A 16,375-nucleotide genomic window follows, 5' to 3' on the forward strand; every position below is an offset into this window, starting at 1 on the left:
AGGGAGACGCGAAGAGAGAGGCGGACAGCCATGCCCGGGTTGCTGGTGCTCATGGGGTCGGGCGAGACGAGCCCGACCATGGTGGAGGTCCACCGCTCCGCCGCGCGGCGGCTGCGGCCGGGCGCGCGGGCCGTGCTGCTCGACACCCCCTACGCCTTCCAGGAGAACGCGGCCGACATCTCCGCCCGTGCCCGTCGCTACTTCGCCCGGAGTGTCGGCCTTGAGGTCGAGGTGGCGACGGGAGCGGCCGGAGCCGACTGGGTGTTCTCCGGTCCCGGCAGCCCGACGTACGCCCTCGATCAGTGGACGGCCGCCCCCACGGCGGGCGACCTGCGGGCCCGTGTCCGCGCCCGTCAGGGCGTGACCGTGCTGGCCTCGGCCGCCGCCTGCACGGCAGGCCTCGCGACGGTGCCGGTCTATGAGATCTACAAGGTGGGCGCCGAGCCGCACTGGCGCGAGGGCCTCGACCTGCTGGCGGCGCTCGACCTGCGGGCGGTGCTGATCCCGCACTTCGACAACGCCGAAGGCGGCACCCACGACACCCGCTACTGCTACCTGGGGGAGCGGCGGCTGTCCCGGATGGAGCGGGAGCTGCCGCCGGGCACGGCCGTTCTCGGCATCGACGAGCACACCGCGGTCGTCATCGACCTCGACGCCGAGACCGTCGAGGTGGCGGGCCGCGGCGGGCTGACCGTACGTCGTCCCGGCTCGCAGGCGGTCCTGCCCGCGGGCACCCACATCGGTCTGGGGGAGGTCCGCCGCCTGGCCGAAGGCGGTTGCGTCACCGCCGCGCCGTCGCCCCGGCCCGCCGCCGTCACCGCGCCGGCCCAGATCACGCTGGAGGAGACCATCCGCTCCTGCGAGCGGCGCTTCCAGCTCGCGGCGGCGGCGCCCGACCTGGGCGCCGCGGCCCGCGCCGTCCTCGACCTGGAGGCCGAGCTGGTCAAGTGGGCGGCCGACACCGAGGAGGACGCGGGCGGCGTCGACGAGGCCCGGGAGCTCATGCGGTTGCTGATCGCCCGGCTGGCCGAGGTGGCCACCACCGCCGACCTGCGCGCCCTCGTCGAGGCTCTGCTGGCGCTCCGCAACGACCTGCGCAGGCAGGGCCGCTACGAGACCGCCGACGCGCTGCGGGCGGCGATGCTCAGCGGCGGCGTGCTCGTCGAGGACACACCTGACGGGCCGCGGTGGACCACCTCTCGGTAACCGGCCTACTGTCGGCGCAGCAGAGACACCACCATATGCCGATCCCCACCCAGGTGGCTCAGGCGATCGTCAGCCGGAGGAGCGGTGCCACGGTTGGGGCCTCCGGCAGGCCGCGACCCACTGTGACGAGGACCGCTACGCGGTCGGGGTCGAGCGCCCGCCCGGCGTTCGTGCGGAACTTCACCGCGAGCTCCTCGGCCGTCAGCGGATGTTCCGGGCCGCCGCGTGAGGAGTCCACCCGGTGCTCCAGCACCGAGCCGTCGCGGCGCCGTACCCGCAGCACGGCCGCGAACGCGTGCGGGAAGATCTCCGTCGCCCGCTCGTCCGCCACGCAGCGCACCCGCTCGGCCAGCGCCAGCCGTTCGGGATCGAGGGCGGCGAAGTCGTCCAGTGACAGCCCCAGCCCGCCGCCGCCGTGCAGCGCCGCCGCGACCGTGTACGGTCCCGAGAACTTCGCGTGGTACGGCGACTGCGGCCTGACCTTGTCGGCCCGGGGCTCGGCGATGGTACGCAGCACCGGAGCCGCGACCCCCAGCTCGACCTCCTCGATGTCGGCGGGGGACAGGCCGCCGGCGCGCAGGGCGAGGGCGCAGTCGATGGCCGGATGGGTGAAGTGGTTCGTCGGATACGGCTTGTAGACCGTGCGCAGGAGTTCCCACCGCTCGCCCAGACCCGACAGCAGCGCCTCGGCGTCGAACCGGCCGTCCAGCCACGCCTGGAAGAAGCCGAACCGGCCCTCCAGCACCGTGGGCGGCCCCGTCAGCCCCTCCAGCGCGAGCACGGCCGCCGTGACGCCCGAGTGGGCCGCCCAGCCGCAGTGCACCCGCTTGATCGTGCCGCCCGTGCGGTTGGCCTCGAGGACGCCGGCGCCCATGCTGGCCGCCACCCCGACGGCGTGGGCGATGCCGGCGGCGTCCAGGCCGTACAGCAGCCCGGCCGCGACCGCCGCGCCGAGCGTGCCGCAGATCGAGGTGGCGTGCTGGCCCTTCTCGAAGAACAGCGAGTTGCCGGCCTCCGGCAGGTAGGAGGCCATGCCGAGCCGGTTGCACACCTCGACGCCGGCCGCGACGGCCGCGATCAGCCGCTCGCCGGAGGCGCCCGTGGCCTCGGCGGCGGCCAGCGCGGCGGGCACCACGGGAGCGCTCGGATGCAGTACGGACGGCAGATGCGTGTCGTCATAGTCGAGCGCGTGCGCCAGCGTGCCGTTGACCAGCGCCGCCGAGGGCGCGGGCAGCCGGTCGCCGCTTCCGATCGCGATCGCCTCCCCGGCCCCCTGCCACCGTCGTACGGCCCGCAGCACGGCCGGGGCCGCGTCACCCGCCGGCTCCGCGTAGGCGGCCAGGCAGTTGCCGAGCACGTCGAGCACCCGGCCCGTCACGTCGTCGCGTACCTCGGCCGGGACGCCGCGATCACGGCAATCCACGGCGAATTCCGCGAGCCGCTGAACATGAGTGGTCATTTCCGCTCCCGATCAGGCGATGACGGCGAGCGGGCGGACCGGGGCGCCCGTGGCACCGACGATCGGCAGCGGGTTCAGCACCAGCAGGAACTCGCGGACTCCCGAGTCGAGCAGTTCGGCCAGCCGCATCGTCTCCACGATGTTGATGCCCGACTCCACCAGCATGATCCGGTGCACGGGGAGCGTGGCATGCCCGCGGCCCGCCGCGATGTGCTCGAAGGCGATGGTCTCGCCGCCCACCACGCGTGGCCGCCGCGCGGCCAGCCAGCGGCCGGCATCGGCGCCCGGACCCGGAACGCCGTTCCGCTGACCGACGAAGTCGTCCCCCGACTCCCACAGCCGCGACCAGCCGGTCCCGACCAGTACGGAGTCGCCCGCGCGGATCTCCAGGTCTCCGGCGGCCCGCTCCAGATCGTCGGCGGTGACCTCATAGCCGGCGGGCAGCGTGGCCACCCCGTGCACGGCGGCCACGTCGAGCAGCACGCACCGGCCCACGTACGGCTCGAACCCGTCGATGCCCATGACGCTGAACCCCTCGTGCGACATCACCTCGCCCGCGGGCTGCCCGCCGTACAGGAGGCCCTCCTGGGAGACGTGCGCCAGAGCGTCGACGTGCGTGCCGACGTGGCCGCCCGTGACGATGATCTCGTTGGCGGCCGAGCCGCCGTCGGCCCTGACCATGTCGCCGTGGCGGCGTTCCAGGGCCATCCGGAACGGCGGGTGGTTGGGGGACTGCGGCATGCCCTTGCGCATCGGCTGCGCCAGGTCCAGCACGCGCGAGCCCTCCAGGGCCTTCCACAACGACGACATATCCGGTGGCTCCTTGTGTTCCAATAGTAGGAATGCTGTTCCCGACAGTACACATGATTCACCGGGGAAGGCCCACCATGCCCAGCCAGACCGCCGCCACCGTCGAACGGGCCGCCGACATCCTCGTCCGGTTCGCCGAGGCGGGCACGGACACGCTCGGCGTCACCGAGCTGGCCGAGAGCCTGGGCATGTCGAAGGCCGCGGTGCACCGGGTGCTGGCCTCGTTCAGGAGCCGGGGGCTGGTCGTGCTCGACGAGGAGAGCAGGCGCTACTCGCTCGGGCTGACGGCGATGCGGCTCGGCCTGGCCTACCTCGACCGCATCGACGTACGGCGGCTGGCCGCGCCCGAACTGCCCGCCCTGTCGAGGCTGACCGGCGAGACCGCCACCTTGTCGATCAGGACCGGCGACACCCGCGTCTACATCGACCAGGCGACACCCGAGCGGGAGGTGATCATGTCGGTCTCGCTGGGCGTGCCGTATCCGCTGCACGCGGGCGGTTCGTCCAAGGCGTTCCTGGCGTTCCTCCCAGAAGCGGATATCGACCGCTATCTCGCCCGCTCCCTGGAGAGCCTGACGCCCGCCACCGTCACGGACCCCGGCCGCCTGCGCACCGACCTGACCCTCATCCGCCGCCGCGGCTACGCGATGTCGATCGCCGAACGGCAGAGCGGCGCGGCCTCCGTGGCGGCCCCCATCCTCGACCACCACGGCCGACCGGCGGCGGTCATCAGCGTGTGCGGCCCGGCCGACCGCTTCATGGCCGAAGCCGACGCCTGCGCCGCCGCCCTCCTCCAGACCACCGACCGCCTGTCCGCCCACCTGGGCCACCACTGACCGTCCTCAGCCCGGGACGCGCTCCTTGAGGAACGCGCGGTAGGTGCCGAGCAACGGGTCGCCGGTCTCGGTCATCCACGCGAGCAGGTCGCGCCGGGCGGCCGCCAGGTCCTTACCGTGTTCGGGGTCGCCGGACAGGTCGGTCAGAGAGTGCGGGTCGGCGTGGAGGTCGTAGAGCTCCTCGGGCGCGCGGTGCAGGTAGAAGCGGGTGCGCGGGGCGAGCCGCGCGTCGGCGAGCATCGCCGGCCAGGTTCTGCCGAACATGTTCTCCGCCCGGTACGCGCGAGCGCCGTCGGACCACTCATTCCAGATGTAGCCGAACCGCGCGTCCTGGCGGGAGCGCATCTCGTACCGGCCCTTGGCCGCGGTCTCGTGGAAGACCGTGAACACCGCGTCCCGGCCGTCCTGCGGCTCACCGCGCAAAAGCGGCAGCATGCCCTGCCCGTCCAGACCCGCCGGTTCCGGCAGGCCGGCGGCCGCGCAGAACGTCGGGAACAGGTCGAGCATCGACACGAACGCGGTGTCCTCGCGCGTCCCGGGGCGGGTCACGCCGGGCCAGCGGACGATCAGCGGCGTCCGGCTGCTCTGCAGGTAGCAGTTGGCCTTGGCGAAGGGCACGGCGATCCCGTTGTCGGACAGGAACACCACCAGCGTGTCGCCGGCCGCCCCGCTCTCCTCCAGCGCGCGCAGCACCTCGGCGGCCACGTCGTCGCAACGGCGCGACGAGCTGAGGTATTCGCGGTACTCCCGCGCCACCTCCGGCAGTTCGGGCAGGAAGCCCGGCACGGCGCCGACGTCGTCCGCCGGCCCGAACACCTTCGACGGGGCCGGGTAGGTGGCCCGCTCCTCGGCCGGGAACCGCTCCAGCTCGTCCTGGCCGCCGGAAAAGGGGCGGTGCGGGTCGTGCGCGTTGGCCATGAGGAACCAGGGGCGGCCTTGCTCGGCCGCCTCCGTCATGAACCGCCGGGCCGCCTCGCCGTAGGCCCGCGGATCGCGCCCCATGCCCAGCTCGCGCATGCCGCGGGTGAAGTCCCAGCCGAACGCCTCCACCGGCTGCAGGTGCTGCACCTTGCCGAGAATGCCGGACATGTACCCGGCCTCGCGCAGGAGCCGGGTGAGCACGGGCACCCCGTCGGCGATGGGCTCGAACCCCTGCGCGCCGTTGCGGTGCGGCCACCGACCGGTCATGATCGCGGACCGACTGGGCTGGCACACGGCGATGGCCACGTGCGCGCGCCCGAACGTCATCCCCTCGGCGGCGAGCCGGTCGAGAGCGGGGGTCACCTCCGCCGGCCCGCCGAAGCAGCCCGGGGTGTCGCCGCCCATGTCGTCGGCGGTGATCAGCAGGATGTTCGATGGCATGACGCTCCTCAGCGGCCGGTCAGTTGGAGGGTGGCGCGGACATGGCATGACGCTCCTCAGCGGCCGGCCAGTTCGAGGGTGACGCGGATGTCGCCCAGGCCGCGGGCGAGCAGGATCCGGCCCCGCGCGGGCAGCGACTCCCAGGTCCCGCGCTCGTCGTCCCAGCGGCGCCACACGCGGGGGTCGGCGCTCACCTCGACCCGTGCGCTCTGGCCGGAGGGGACGGTCGCGGCCCGCCAGCCGATCAGCCGCACCGGCTGGCGGGGATCGTCAGGACGGAAGTACGCCTGGACGACCTCGCGCCCGGTTCTGCCGCCGGTGTTGGTGACGGTCACGGCGACGTGCCGGCCCTGCTCGTCGAGGAGTTCGGCGTCGGAGTACGCCCACGTCGTGTAGCCGAGGCCGTGCCCGAACCAGAACGCGGGCTCGGGCGCGCGGCCGGCCTCGTGGCCGCGGTAGCCGACGAACGCGCCTTCGGTGTAGCCGAGCCTGCCCTCCACAGGGGTGACCGACCAGGCGGGGACGGCCCCGTCCGCGGCCGGGAAGGTGGTGACCAGGCGGCCGGCCGGTTCGATGTCGCCGAGCAGCGCGGCCGCCACGGCGTGACCGCCCTCCTGTCCGGGCAGGCCCGCCCAGAGTACGGCGTCCACCTGGTCGAGCCACGGCATGAGAATCGGGGTCGCCGCGTTGACCACGACCACCGTGCGGCGGGCCGCGGCGGCGACCGCGGTGACCAGGTCGTCCTGGGCGCCCGGGAGCCGCAGCGTGGTCTTGTCGACCGACTCGGTCTCCTGCTCCTCGGTGAGCCCGACGACGACCACGGCGACATCCGCGGCGCGGGCGGCGCTGACCGCGCGGGCCGTCACGGTCTCCACGTCGTCCGGTGCCGGGTGCGCGGCCAGCCCGTAGAGCCCCCTCTTGCCGCGGGGACCTGTGCTCGCCGGCAGGACCTCGGCCTCGACGACGTCACCCGGCGCGACCTCGGCGAGCGTCGTGGCGCCCGGTGGCCGCAGGACCGCCTCACCGACGTCTCCGCTGGAGAGCGCCAATTCGAACCGCTCCACGTGATCACCGGCACGCACCTGCCAGGAGCCCACGCCGATCCCGCCGACCCGCACCCGCCCACCCTCGGGCAGGCGGGCCCGCAGGCGTACGACATGCGGCGGCTCCGGCAGGTCGTCGTCGATCCCGATCATCGTGGCGCCCGAGACGGCGTGCCGCTCGTCGATCAGTGTTCCGTTCTCGGCGTACACCATCACCTGCACACCCGGGTCGCCGGTGACCGGGTGCACGGCGAAGCCCGGCGCGGCCGGTACGGGCCGGTCCCGGACCTCCACCCCGTCCACGACCGTCACGGCGTCGCCGAGCAGCGCGGTGAGCCCTTCGGCCACGCTGACCTGATACGGGGGATTGACCTGGGCCGATCCGCCACCCATGTCGATGGTGTCGACCGCGTGGCGGCCGATGAGCGCGACGGTGGCGCCACGCGCCAGGGGCAGGGTCGCGTGCTCGTTCTTGAGCACGGTCATGCCCTCGGCGGCCAGCCGGGTGAGCTGGGCCCGGCGGACCGGGCTGTCCGGGGCGGGCGACTCCCCGGGCGACTTCCCGGGCTGCTCGCCGGGCGACTCCCCGGGCCGCTCGCCGAGCGCGCCGACCCGTTCCGCGAGGAGCAGCAGGCGGCGTACGTGGTCGTCGATCACCGCCTCGTCGACCTCGCCCGCCTCGACGGCGTCCACGAGGTGCCGGCCCCACGGTCCGGCGGGGCCCGGCATCACCAGGTCGAGCCCGCCGTTGGCGGCGGGGGCGGCGCTCGTCGTGGCCCACCAGTCGGAGACGATCAGCCCGCGGTAGCCCCACTCGCCTTTGACGATCTCGTTGATCACGTGGTGCTGCTCGGTGGCGGGGACGCCGTTGACCCGGTTGTACGCGGCCATGATCGACCAGGCGTCCGCGTCGGCGACGGCGATCTCGAACGGCAGCAGGTACACCTCACGCAGCGTGGCCTCGTCCACCACGCTGTCCACGGTGTGCCGGGCGGTCTCCGACTCGTTGGCCACCAGGTGCTTCAGACAGGCGCCGACGCCGTGGTCCTGCAGCCCGCGCACGTACGCGGCGGCGAGCACGCCCGACAGCAGCGGGTCCTCGGAGTAGGCCTCGAACAGCCGTCCGCCGAGGGGGCTGCGGTGCAGGTTGATCGTCGGCCCGAGCACGACGTGCACGCCCTGCGCGACGGCCTCCTCGGCGAGCATCCTGCCCAGCTCGTAGGCGCTGCCGGTGTTCCAGGACGAGGCCAGCAGGGTCGCGTTCGGGAACAGGGCGACCGTGCGGCCGCCGGTGAACGTCATGCCGCGCACGCCGGTCGGCCCGTCGGACATACGCAGCTCACCGAGCCCGAGGGACGGCTCGGGCCGAAGCGTGAACATGCTCGCGCCGGTGAGCAGGGCCACCTTCCCGGGAAGGTCCAGGGAAGCGGGGTGTGAGGTGGTCATCGCGGTCACTTTCCGGTCAGGCGGGCTTGGCCGCGGCCATCCGGCGTTCCAGCCCGGCGTGCCGCTCGGGCGTCCACGGGATCTCCGGGGCGTGCCACGAGACCGGCGTGGCGCCGGTCGCGGTGGACAGCCGCTCCGCCAGGTCGTCGGCGAGGTGGGCGCGGCCGGTGGCGCGCAGGTGCTCCATGTAGCGGGCCGGGTCGTTGTAGTAGGTGGGCCCGACCTGCAGCGTCGTCTGCATGGGGTCGGGCAGCGCGCCTGGCCGGCCGGCGTAGGTGTGCCACCACTCCGACAGGTGCGTCCGCATTTGCGCCGCGAGCTCCGGCTCCTTGTCGATGAGGTCGGTGGTGAGGTGCGGGTCGGACTCGACGTGGAAGAGCTGCTCCCACTCGGCGCGGCAGCTGCCCGGGTGATAGGTGCGCATGTAGAGGTGCTCGCGGGTGCGCACCGCCCGCTGGTAGGTGTGGGCGCCGTGGCCCAGCACCAGGTACGGCCGCGACGGGATGGCGGAGCCGCGTACCGCCTCGGCGAACGAGGCGCCCTGCCAGCCGCCCGGGATCGGGATGTCGAGCAGGTCGCACAGCGTGGGGGCGAGGTCGATGTTGTACAGCAGGGCGTCGCAGCGGCGCGCGTCCTCGGGCAGGTCGTCGGTCACCCCGGGCCAGTAGACGATCATCGGCACGCGGTGGACCGGCTCGTTGGCGTGGCCGTGCTCGGCGTAGGAGCCGTTCTCGCCGAAGGACTCGCCGTGGTCGGCGCTCACGATGATCGCGGTCTCTTCGGCGATGCCGAGCTCGTCCAGCGTGGCGAGCAGCTCGCCGAACAGGCTGTCCCAGTACATGATCGTGCCGTCGAAGCCGTTGATGAGGTGCTCGTAGTCGGCGCGGGTGCGGATGGCGTCCGGCATGTTGTGCGGGACCGGCGAGGGGCGCGGCACGACCGAGTAGTGCAGGTCCAGCGCGCTGCGGGGCCCGTAGACCTCGGCGTGCCCGTCGATGGCCTCCTGGTCCGGCCAGGCCGGTGGCGGGCCGGATTCGGCCGCCTTCTCGGTCCAGCCCGGCTCGGTCAGGTACGGGGTGTGCGGCTCCCAGTAGGTCAGGTGCAGATACCAGTCGTCCTCGTGGGCGTGGCGGCGGATCCAGTCGAGGCCGACCCGGTTGATGTCGCGCCCGTCCTCGTCGTTGATCTCGTTGCTGGCCCGGATGGACTCGCGGAAGTTGCCGAGGAAGAAGTAGGCCCGGTGCCGCTCGGCGAACATCGACACGGCGGCCGTGTAGTAGCCGTGCTGGCCCAGCCGCTGGCCGAGCAGCGGGCGCTCCGGATGCGGGCTGTGGCCGGAGTCGAGCCGGTAGCGGGCGGCCTCGCCGAAGTGCCCGACGACCCCGTTCGTGATGCCGAACTGGCCGCTGGTCAGCGCGGTGCGCGAGGGCAGGCAGGGGGAGTCGGAGCAGTAGTAGCGCTCGAAGGTGACGCCCTTGTCGGCGAGCGCCTGCAGGTTGGGGGTGGTGGGGCGCTGGTAGCCGTAGGGCTGCGTGTGGTCGGCCCGGAGTGTGTCGACATCAATGTAGATGACGCGCATGGAAACCCTTCATGTTGTCGATCAGTTGAAGTCGCGGACGCGCTCGGTCAGCTGGACTCCCGGACGTGGTCGATCAGTTGGAGTCGCGGACGCAGCGGAAGCCCGTGTTGCCGCCGGAGCTGTCCGGCGTGTTGTGCGAGCGGGCGGCGGCCCGGTAGCGGTTGCAGTAGGAGGCGTGGCAGAGGTACGAGCCGCCGCGCATCACCCGGTCGGTGCCCGAGCGCGGGCCCGACGGGTCCTTGGTGTTCGGGGCGTGGTCGGTGGCCCACCAGTCGGCGCACCACTCCCAGACGTTGCCGGCCATGTTGTGCAGGCCGTAGTCGTTGGGCGGGAACGCGTGCACCGGCGCGGTCCCCGCGTACCCGTCCTCGGCGGTGTTCGTGACCGGGAAGCGGCCCTGCCAGATGTTGGCCAGGTGCCGGCCGCCGGGGGTGAGCTCGTCGCCCCAGGGGTAGCGGCGCTGGTCGTGGCCGCCGCGTGCGGCGTACTCCCATTCCGCCTCGGTCGGCAGGCGTCCGCCGGCCCAGCGGGCGTAGGCGTCGGCGTCGTGCCAGGACACATGGACGACCGGGTGGTCGCCGCGGTCCTCCAGGAGGCTGCCAGGGCCTTCGGGATGGCGCCAGTCCGACCCGCGGACGGCCGCCCACCACGGGGTGATCTCGGGGCGCGGCGAGATCCGGCGCAACTCTCGGTTCAGGAACCGGACGAAGACATAGGACCAGCCGATCCGCTCCGCTTCCGTGACGTACCCCGTATCCGCGACGAACGCCGCGAATTCCTCGTTCGTCACCGCGTAGCGGTCGATGAGGAACGGCGACAGCTCCACCGTGCGGACGGGGCCCTCGCCGTCGGAAGGGAAACCTTCGGCGTCGTCGGTGCCCATCCGGAAGGGTCCGCCCGCGAGCCGTACCATCCCTTCGTCGGATCCGTGCCCCTCTCGCCCGCGCGGAGCGGCTACCGGCGTACGGGAGGACGGGCGGTCGAGGGACGGGCCGCCGGTGGACGGGCCGTCGGGGGACAGGCTGCCGGGGGAGGGGCGGCCGGGGGCGCAGCAGCCGCTCATGCGGGCACCCCGGTCCCGGCCAGTTCGCCGGCGAAATGGCACGCGGCGAGCTGGCCCGCACCGGTGGGGGTGAGCGTGGGCGCCTGCTCGGCGCAGACCGTACGGTCCGGGCGGTGCAGCGGCCCGATCGGGCAGCGGGTGCGGAAGCGGCATCCGGTCGGCGGGTTCATGGGGCTGGGCAGGTCGCCGCCGAGCACGATCCGCTCGCGATCGCGCCCGGTGGTGTCCGGGATCGGGGACGAGGCGAGCAACGCCGCCGTGTACGGGTGCTGCGGCGCGGTGTAGACAGACTCGGCGTCACCGATCTCGACGAACTGGCCCAGGTACATCACGGCAACCCGATCGCTGAGATGCCGCACCACCGCCAGGTCGTGGGCGATGAACAGGTAACCGAGGCCGAGTTCGTCGCGCAGCGACTCCAGCAGGTTGATGATCTGCGCCTGGATCGACACGTCCAGCGCGGAGACCGGCTCGTCGAGCACCAGCAGCTTCGGCCGGGCCGCGAGGGCGCGGGCGATCCCGATGCGCTGGCGCTGCCCTCCGGAGAAGGCGTGCGGGTAGCGGTCGATCTGGCCCTCGTTGAGCCCGACGCGCTCGGCCAGCGTCGTCACCTCGGCGGCCCGCTCGGCCACCGGCAGGCCGCGCACGGCGAGCGCCTCGTCGAGGGACTGGCGGACGGTGCGGCGCGGGTTCAACGACGCGTAGGGGTCCTGGAACACGTACTGGACCGTCTCGCGCAGCTCCCGGGCGCCGGCCGGGTCCTTGCCGCCGACGGTGTGCGCGCCGACGCGGATCGATCCCGCGGCGGCCACGTTGATGCCGACGATGGCCCTGGCCAGAGTGGACTTGCCGCAGCCCGACTCGCCCACCAGCCCGAGGGTCTCGCCGCCGGAGACGGTGAGGCCGACCCCGTCGACGGCGTACACCGGGCGGTGCCTGCGGATCAGGCCGGCTCGGCCGGCGTTGACGTCCACCCTGAGGCCGTCGATCTCCAGCAGCGGCGCCGGGTCCTGCTCGCGGCGCGCGGACGTGGCGGCGGCGGTGCGCATCGGCGGGATCGCCGCGCCGCCCTGCGTGACGTGGCAGGCGGCCAGATGCCCGTCGCCCGCCCGTGGTGACAGCGCGGGCACCTCCTGGGCGCAGATGTCCTCGCTCAGCCGGCAGCGCGGGTGGAAGGGGCAGCCCGGCGGCAGGTTCGCGGGGTCGGGCGGGGCGCCGGGGATGGCGGGCAGGCGCCGCCCGGCGGAGTGCTCGTCGATGCGGGGCATGGCGGCGAGCAGGTCGGCGGTGTAGGGCAGTTCGGGGCGGGCGAAGATGACGTCCACGGGCCCGCGCTCCATGACGCGGCCGCCGTACATCACGACGACCTCGTCGCACATCTCGGCGACCACCCCCATGTCATGGGTGATCATCAGTACGGCGATGCCCAGCTCGTCGCGGAGCCTGCCGAGCAGCCGCAGGATCTGCGCCTGCACGGTCACGTCCAGCGCGGTGGTCGGCTCGTCGGCGATCAGCAGGGACGGCGAGCCGGCCAGCGCCACCGCGATCACCACCCGCTGCCGCATGCCGCCGGAGAACTGGTGCGGATAGTCGTCGATCCGGCGGCCGGCGTCGGGGATGCCGACCTGGTTGAGCAGCTCCCCGGCCCGCTTACGCGCTTCGCGCTTGGTGGTTCCGTGCACGATCAGCGCTTCGGCGATCTGGTCGCCGACGGTCATCGCGGGGTTGAGCGCGGACTGCGGGTCCTGGAACACCATCGCGATCTCACGGCCGCGCAGCTCCCGCATCCGCTTCTCCGGCAGGGTCAGCAGGTCGGTGCCCCGGTAGCGCACCTCACCGGCGGTGATCCGGCCGGGCGGGCGTACCATGCGCAGGATCGAGCGGGCGGCCACGGACTTGCCGGATCCCGACTCGCCGACGATGCCGACGATCTGGCCGGGCCGGATCGAGAAGGTCACGTCGTTGACCGCGTGCACCACGCCGTCCGCCGTGTCGAACCGGGTGCGCAGGCCCCGCACCTCCAGCAGCGCCATGTCCTCAAGTGCTTGGTTCATCGTCGGGTCGCCGCCTGGTTGAGAGCGTCGGACAGGAAGGTGAAGGCCAGCGCGAGCAGCAGCAGCACGAGGCCGGGGCCGATCACGTAGGAGGGCAGGCCGTCGATGTAGCGGGCGCCGATGTTGAGCATCGCGCCCAGCGAGGGGTTCGGCGGGTCGATGCCGAGCCCGACGATGCTCAGCCCGGCCTCGATGAAGATCGCCACCACCATGAACACGGTGGTCTGCACGAGGATCGGGTCGATCACGTTGGGCAGGATGTGGCGGACCATGACGGTCGAGCGCGGCACGCCGAGCACCCGGGCGGCCAGCACGTACTCCCGCTGCTGCTGGGCGAGCAGGCCCGCGCGGGCCAGCCGCCCGAAGCCGGGCAGGCCGGCGATGACGATCGCCGCGAACAGGGCCTTCCAGCCCGCGCCGATCATCATGACGATCATGATGCCGAGGATCAGGCCCGGGAAGCCGAGGATGATGTCCAGCACGCGCTGGGCCAGCGAGCCGAGCATCCGCGACAGGTAGCCGGACAGGCCGAGCAGCGTGCCGATCACCATGCTCACCGGGACCGCGGTGAGGATCAGGCTCAGGTCGGTACGCAGCGCGTACAGCGTGCGCACCAGGATGTCGCGGCCGAACTCGTCGGTGCCCAGCACGTGCGCCGCCGACGGCCCGGTGAGCGCGTCCCTGGTCTGCTGGTCGTAGCCGCCGGGCGCGAGGACCGGTGCCAGCAGGGCCAGCGCGACCAGCAGCGTCAGCAGGACGGCGGCCGCGATGCCCTTCGGGGTACGGAAGGCCCGCGCGTACCGGGCCCACGCGCCTGCGCGGTCGGGCCGCCGCCGGACCGGCCCGGCGAGTGCCGGAGCAGCGATCGTCTTCGGGATGGTCATCTTCACTTCCCCAATCGGATGCGGGGGTCGAGGGCGGCCAGGCTGATCTCGGTCAGCAGTTGCGCGATGACCGCGACGAACACCGTGCCGACGATGAGGACCTGCACGACCGCGTAGTCGGCGGTCTGCGCGGCCGTCACGGCGAGCTGTCCCAGCCCGTTCCTGGCGAAGATGGCCTCGATGACCACGGCGCCGGCCAGCAGGTCGCCGAAGCGGATCCCGATCGCCACCACCCCCGGGCCGAGGCTGTTGCGCAGCACGTGCCGGACGCTGATCCGGCGGGACGGCACGCCCTTGGCCACCGCCAGGTCGACGAAGTCCTCCTCGCGCACCGCCACCATCGAGGTCTGCACCAGCCGTGCCACACCGGCCGACATCGGCAGGGCCAGCGCCAGGGCGGGCAGCAGCAGATACTGGATCCCGATCTCCGGGTTCTCCATGATCGACATCTCGCCGCTGATGGGCAGGACGCGGATCGCGACCCCGAACACCAGGATCAGCAGCAGCCCGACCAGGAACGGGGGCGCGGCCAGCAGGCCGGTGTTCGCCGTGTCGACCAGTACCCGCGCCCACCGGGAGCGGGCGGAGCCGGCGAGTACGCCCAGTCCGATCCCGGCCAGCGCCAGGAACAGCCCGGCCAGCACCGCCAGCTGCACGGTGCTGCCCAGCCGGTTGGCGATCAGCTCGGCCACCGGGCGGCCGTACTGGAAGGAGCGCCCGAGGTCGCCGGTGAACAGGCCGCCCATCCAGCTCGCGTACTGCGACAGCAGCGGCCGGTCGAGGCCGAGCTGGGTGCGGATCGCGGCGATGGTCTCCGGTGTGGCGTCGGGACCGGCGATCACGGCGGCCGGGTCGCCCGGCGTCAGCCGGGGGAGGAGGAAGGCGATCACACTGGTGGCCAGCAGTACCAGCATGATCGAGGGGATGCGCCCGACCAGGTAGCGGATCATCGGACCAGGCACGTTTCGCGCGACAGGAGCCCGCCGGAGGTCATGGCGACCCCCTGCACGGCCGTGGACTTGACCATGATGGACGGCGTCGTCACCAGGACGTGCTGGACGGCCTGGTCGAGCATGTACGTGGTGAGCTCGCGCACCGCCCCGGCCGCGGCCGGGGCGCTGCCCGCCTTGATCACCGCGCCGACAAGGGTGGTGTACTCCTTGCTGGTGAACTGGCGGTGGGCACCCTGCAGCCGTACGTCCGGGTTCGTCTGCGCGAGCAGCGACGGAGTGCCGGCCTGCCCTCGGAAGGACAGATAGCTGCCGGCCTTACCGGCGGCCAGCCGGGCCTGGTAGTCGGGCGCGGCGAGGGCGACGAGTTTCGGCCGGAGCCCGGCGTCGGTGAGGTTGTTGGCGATGATCTGGTACTCGGCCTGCAACTGGGGGTTGTTGATGATGGTGATCGGCACCTCCGCCCCGGTCGCGCCGGCCTCCTTGACCAGCTGCTTGGCCTTGGCGGGGTCGTAGCGGTAGGTGTTCGCCAGGTCCTTGGGGTATTCGGCGCCGGCCGGCCACACCAGGCCGCCGGTGTCGCCGAGGCCGCCGAAGACCTGCTGCTTGATCCGGTCGCGGTCGATGGCGTACCCGATGGCCTGGCGGGCCGTCTTGTCGGCGAACACCCCGTTCGCGGTGTCCAGGACGAGGGAGTACACCGCCGGCAGGTTCCGGCTGAGCTGGAACTGGCCGCCCTTCTGGGCTACCGTGGCGGCGTCCTGAGTCGTCAGGCCGGAGGCGAGGTGGGTGCGCCCGGACCGCAGCGCGGCCAGCTGCGCGGTCGAGTCGGAGATGACCACGTTCTCGACCCGGTCGAGGTGGGGCAGCCCCTTCTCCCAGTAGCGGTCGTTGCGGACCAGCACGATCTGGGCGCCCGGCTGGTAGCGCTCCACGCGGAACGGCCCGGTTCCGATGATCTTGGAGCCGTCGGTGAGGTCGCGATAGGTCTGCGAGTCCACGATGGGTGTGTCGTCGAGGACGCTGGCGAGCACGGGCGTCAGAGGCGTCTTGGACTCGATCGTTACCTCGTGCTCGCCCGTCGCCTTGATCTGCCAGCCGCCGATGATCTGCTTGTCGTTCGACGGGCTCGCCGGATCGAGCGCCTGCTTGAAAGAGAACAGCACGTCGGCCGAGGTGAACGGGCGGCCGGAATGGAACGTGACACCCTGGCGCAGGGTGAGCACGGCGCTGCGGTCGTCGGCGCCGATCTTCCACGCGGTCGCCAGCAACGGCACGGGCTTGGCGACGTCACCGTCCTTGACGCTGATCAGCGGTTCGAAGACCCCGCGCGCCCAGAGCATGTTCGCGGCGCTCTGGGCCAGGACGCGGCCGGGAAGCGGCGGTTGCGCGCTCGCGACGACCAGCGCGCCGCCCTGCCGGCAACTCGCGGCGGACACGCCGGCGGCCTGCTGCTGCTCCAGCTTGACCGCCGACTGGCAGGCCGTCGCCAGCGCGGACGACAGGGTCAGCGCCAGGGCGATTCGAAGAGGTGAACGGGAGTTTCGAGGGTTTTGTAGGCCTCTGCGCATTTGGTGCTCCTCGTTAAGCCGGGGACGGCGCCGCCCGCGCGCATGCTGCGGCCCACGTCGTCACGCCGGCTGGTGCGCCGGTCCGCGCGGGACCGGTACAAGGGGGGTGTTA

12 protein-coding genes are annotated in these 16,375 nt (G+C 72.8%); 2 read left to right on the top strand and 10 right to left on the bottom strand.

The window, feature by feature from the left end:
- The first annotated feature begins 30 nt into the window (after nt 1-30).
- Complete coding sequence (locus tag ACIBO2_RS27815) at nt 31-1,206, top strand: hypothetical protein (protein ID WP_397300486.1); 1,176 nt, start codon at nt 31-33, stop codon at nt 1,204-1,206.
- Nucleotides 1,207-1,264: 58 nt separating this feature from the next.
- On the opposite strand, the gene ACIBO2_RS27820 is transcribed toward ACIBO2_RS27815, so the two are convergent.
- Nucleotides 1,265-2,665, bottom strand: coding sequence for an MmgE/PrpD family protein (locus ACIBO2_RS27820; RefSeq protein ID WP_397300489.1), 1,401 nt, complete (start codon nt 2,663-2,665; stop codon nt 1,265-1,267).
- Nucleotides 2,666-2,677: 12 nt separating this feature from the next.
- Nucleotides 2,678-3,475: a cyclase family protein gene (locus tag ACIBO2_RS27825; protein ID WP_397300492.1), complete on the bottom strand. Its 798-nt coding sequence runs from the start codon at nt 3,473-3,475 to the stop codon at nt 2,678-2,680.
- Between the two features lie 77 nt (nt 3,476-3,552).
- Here ACIBO2_RS27825 and ACIBO2_RS27830 point away from each other — a divergent pair, with 77 nt between their 5' ends.
- On the top strand, nt 3,553-4,311 hold the full coding sequence (locus ACIBO2_RS27830) for an IclR family transcriptional regulator (RefSeq protein ID WP_397300495.1): 759 nt from the start codon (nt 3,553-3,555) through the stop codon (nt 4,309-4,311).
- A 6-nt stretch (nt 4,312-4,317) separates the two neighbouring features.
- Here ACIBO2_RS27830 and ACIBO2_RS27835 read toward each other — a convergent pair whose 3' ends face one another.
- The 8 genes from ACIBO2_RS27835 to ACIBO2_RS27870 all read right to left on the bottom strand — a co-directional run bounded on the left by ACIBO2_RS27835 (nt 4,318) and on the right by ACIBO2_RS27870 (nt 16,263).
- Nucleotides 4,318-5,673, bottom strand: coding sequence for a sulfatase (locus tag ACIBO2_RS27835; RefSeq protein ID WP_358556876.1), 1,356 nt, complete (start codon nt 5,671-5,673; stop codon nt 4,318-4,320).
- A 56-nt stretch (nt 5,674-5,729) separates the two neighbouring features.
- On the bottom strand, nt 5,730-8,162 hold the full coding sequence (locus ACIBO2_RS27840) for a glycoside hydrolase family 3 C-terminal domain-containing protein (protein ID WP_397300498.1): 2,433 nt from the start codon (nt 8,160-8,162) through the stop codon (nt 5,730-5,732).
- A 16-nt stretch (nt 8,163-8,178) separates the two neighbouring features.
- A complete protein-coding gene (locus ACIBO2_RS27845) occupies nt 8,179-9,741 on the bottom strand; it encodes a sulfatase (protein ID WP_397300501.1) in 1,563 nt (520 codons plus the stop codon).
- Between the two features lie 73 nt (nt 9,742-9,814).
- Nucleotides 9,815-10,804, bottom strand: coding sequence for a formylglycine-generating enzyme family protein (locus ACIBO2_RS27850; RefSeq protein WP_397300504.1), 990 nt, complete (start codon nt 10,802-10,804; stop codon nt 9,815-9,817).
- Complete coding sequence (locus ACIBO2_RS27855; RefSeq protein ID WP_397300507.1) at nt 10,801-12,858, bottom strand: dipeptide ABC transporter ATP-binding protein; 2,058 nt, start codon at nt 12,856-12,858, stop codon at nt 10,801-10,803. Before ACIBO2_RS27855 ends, ACIBO2_RS27850 begins: the two co-directional genes overlap by 4 nt.
- Complete coding sequence (locus ACIBO2_RS27860) at nt 12,855-13,742, bottom strand: ABC transporter permease (RefSeq protein WP_358556890.1); 888 nt, start codon at nt 13,740-13,742, stop codon at nt 12,855-12,857. The genes ACIBO2_RS27855 and ACIBO2_RS27860 overlap by 4 nt, the downstream gene beginning before the upstream one ends.
- Nucleotides 13,743-13,744: 2 nt before the next feature.
- Entirely contained in the window at nt 13,745-14,692 is a 948-nt protein-coding gene (locus tag ACIBO2_RS27865; protein ID WP_358556893.1) for an ABC transporter permease, read from the bottom strand.
- Complete coding sequence (locus ACIBO2_RS27870; RefSeq protein ID WP_397300511.1) at nt 14,689-16,263, bottom strand: ABC transporter substrate-binding protein; 1,575 nt, start codon at nt 16,261-16,263, stop codon at nt 14,689-14,691. The genes ACIBO2_RS27865 and ACIBO2_RS27870 overlap by 4 nt, the downstream gene beginning before the upstream one ends.
- Nucleotides 16,264-16,375 lie beyond the last annotated feature (112 nt).

The organism is Nonomuraea sp. NPDC050022 (assembly GCF_044460705.1).
Lineage (GTDB): Bacteria > Actinomycetota > Actinomycetes > Streptosporangiales > Streptosporangiaceae > Nonomuraea.

Coding starts and splice junctions, on each gene's coding strand:
- ACIBO2_RS27815 (WP_397300486.1), top strand. CDS start 31: ATGCCCGGGTTGCTGGTGCTCATGGGGTCGGGCGAGACGAGCCCGACC.
- ACIBO2_RS27820 (WP_397300489.1), bottom strand. CDS start 2,665: ATGACCACTCATGTTCAGCGGCTCGCGGAATTCGCCGTGGATTGCCGT.
- ACIBO2_RS27825 (WP_397300492.1), bottom strand. CDS start 3,475: ATGTCGTCGTTGTGGAAGGCCCTGGAGGGCTCGCGCGTGCTGGACCTG.
- ACIBO2_RS27830 (WP_397300495.1), top strand. CDS start 3,553: ATGCCCAGCCAGACCGCCGCCACCGTCGAACGGGCCGCCGACATCCTC.
- ACIBO2_RS27835 (WP_358556876.1), bottom strand. CDS start 5,673: ATGCCATCGAACATCCTGCTGATCACCGCCGACGACATGGGCGGCGAC.
- ACIBO2_RS27840 (WP_397300498.1), bottom strand. CDS start 8,162: ATGACCACCTCACACCCCGCTTCCCTGGACCTTCCCGGGAAGGTGGCC.
- ACIBO2_RS27845 (WP_397300501.1), bottom strand. CDS start 9,741: ATGCGCGTCATCTACATTGATGTCGACACACTCCGGGCCGACCACACG.
- ACIBO2_RS27850 (WP_397300504.1), bottom strand. CDS start 10,804: ATGAGCGGCTGCTGCGCCCCCGGCCGCCCCTCCCCCGGCAGCCTGTCC.
- ACIBO2_RS27855 (WP_397300507.1), bottom strand. CDS start 12,858: ATGAACCAAGCACTTGAGGACATGGCGCTGCTGGAGGTGCGGGGCCTG.
- ACIBO2_RS27860 (WP_358556890.1), bottom strand. CDS start 13,742: ATGACCATCCCGAAGACGATCGCTGCTCCGGCACTCGCCGGGCCGGTC.
- ACIBO2_RS27865 (WP_358556893.1), bottom strand. CDS start 14,692: ATGATCCGCTACCTGGTCGGGCGCATCCCCTCGATCATGCTGGTACTG.
- ACIBO2_RS27870 (WP_397300511.1), bottom strand. CDS start 16,263: ATGCGCAGAGGCCTACAAAACCCTCGAAACTCCCGTTCACCTCTTCGA.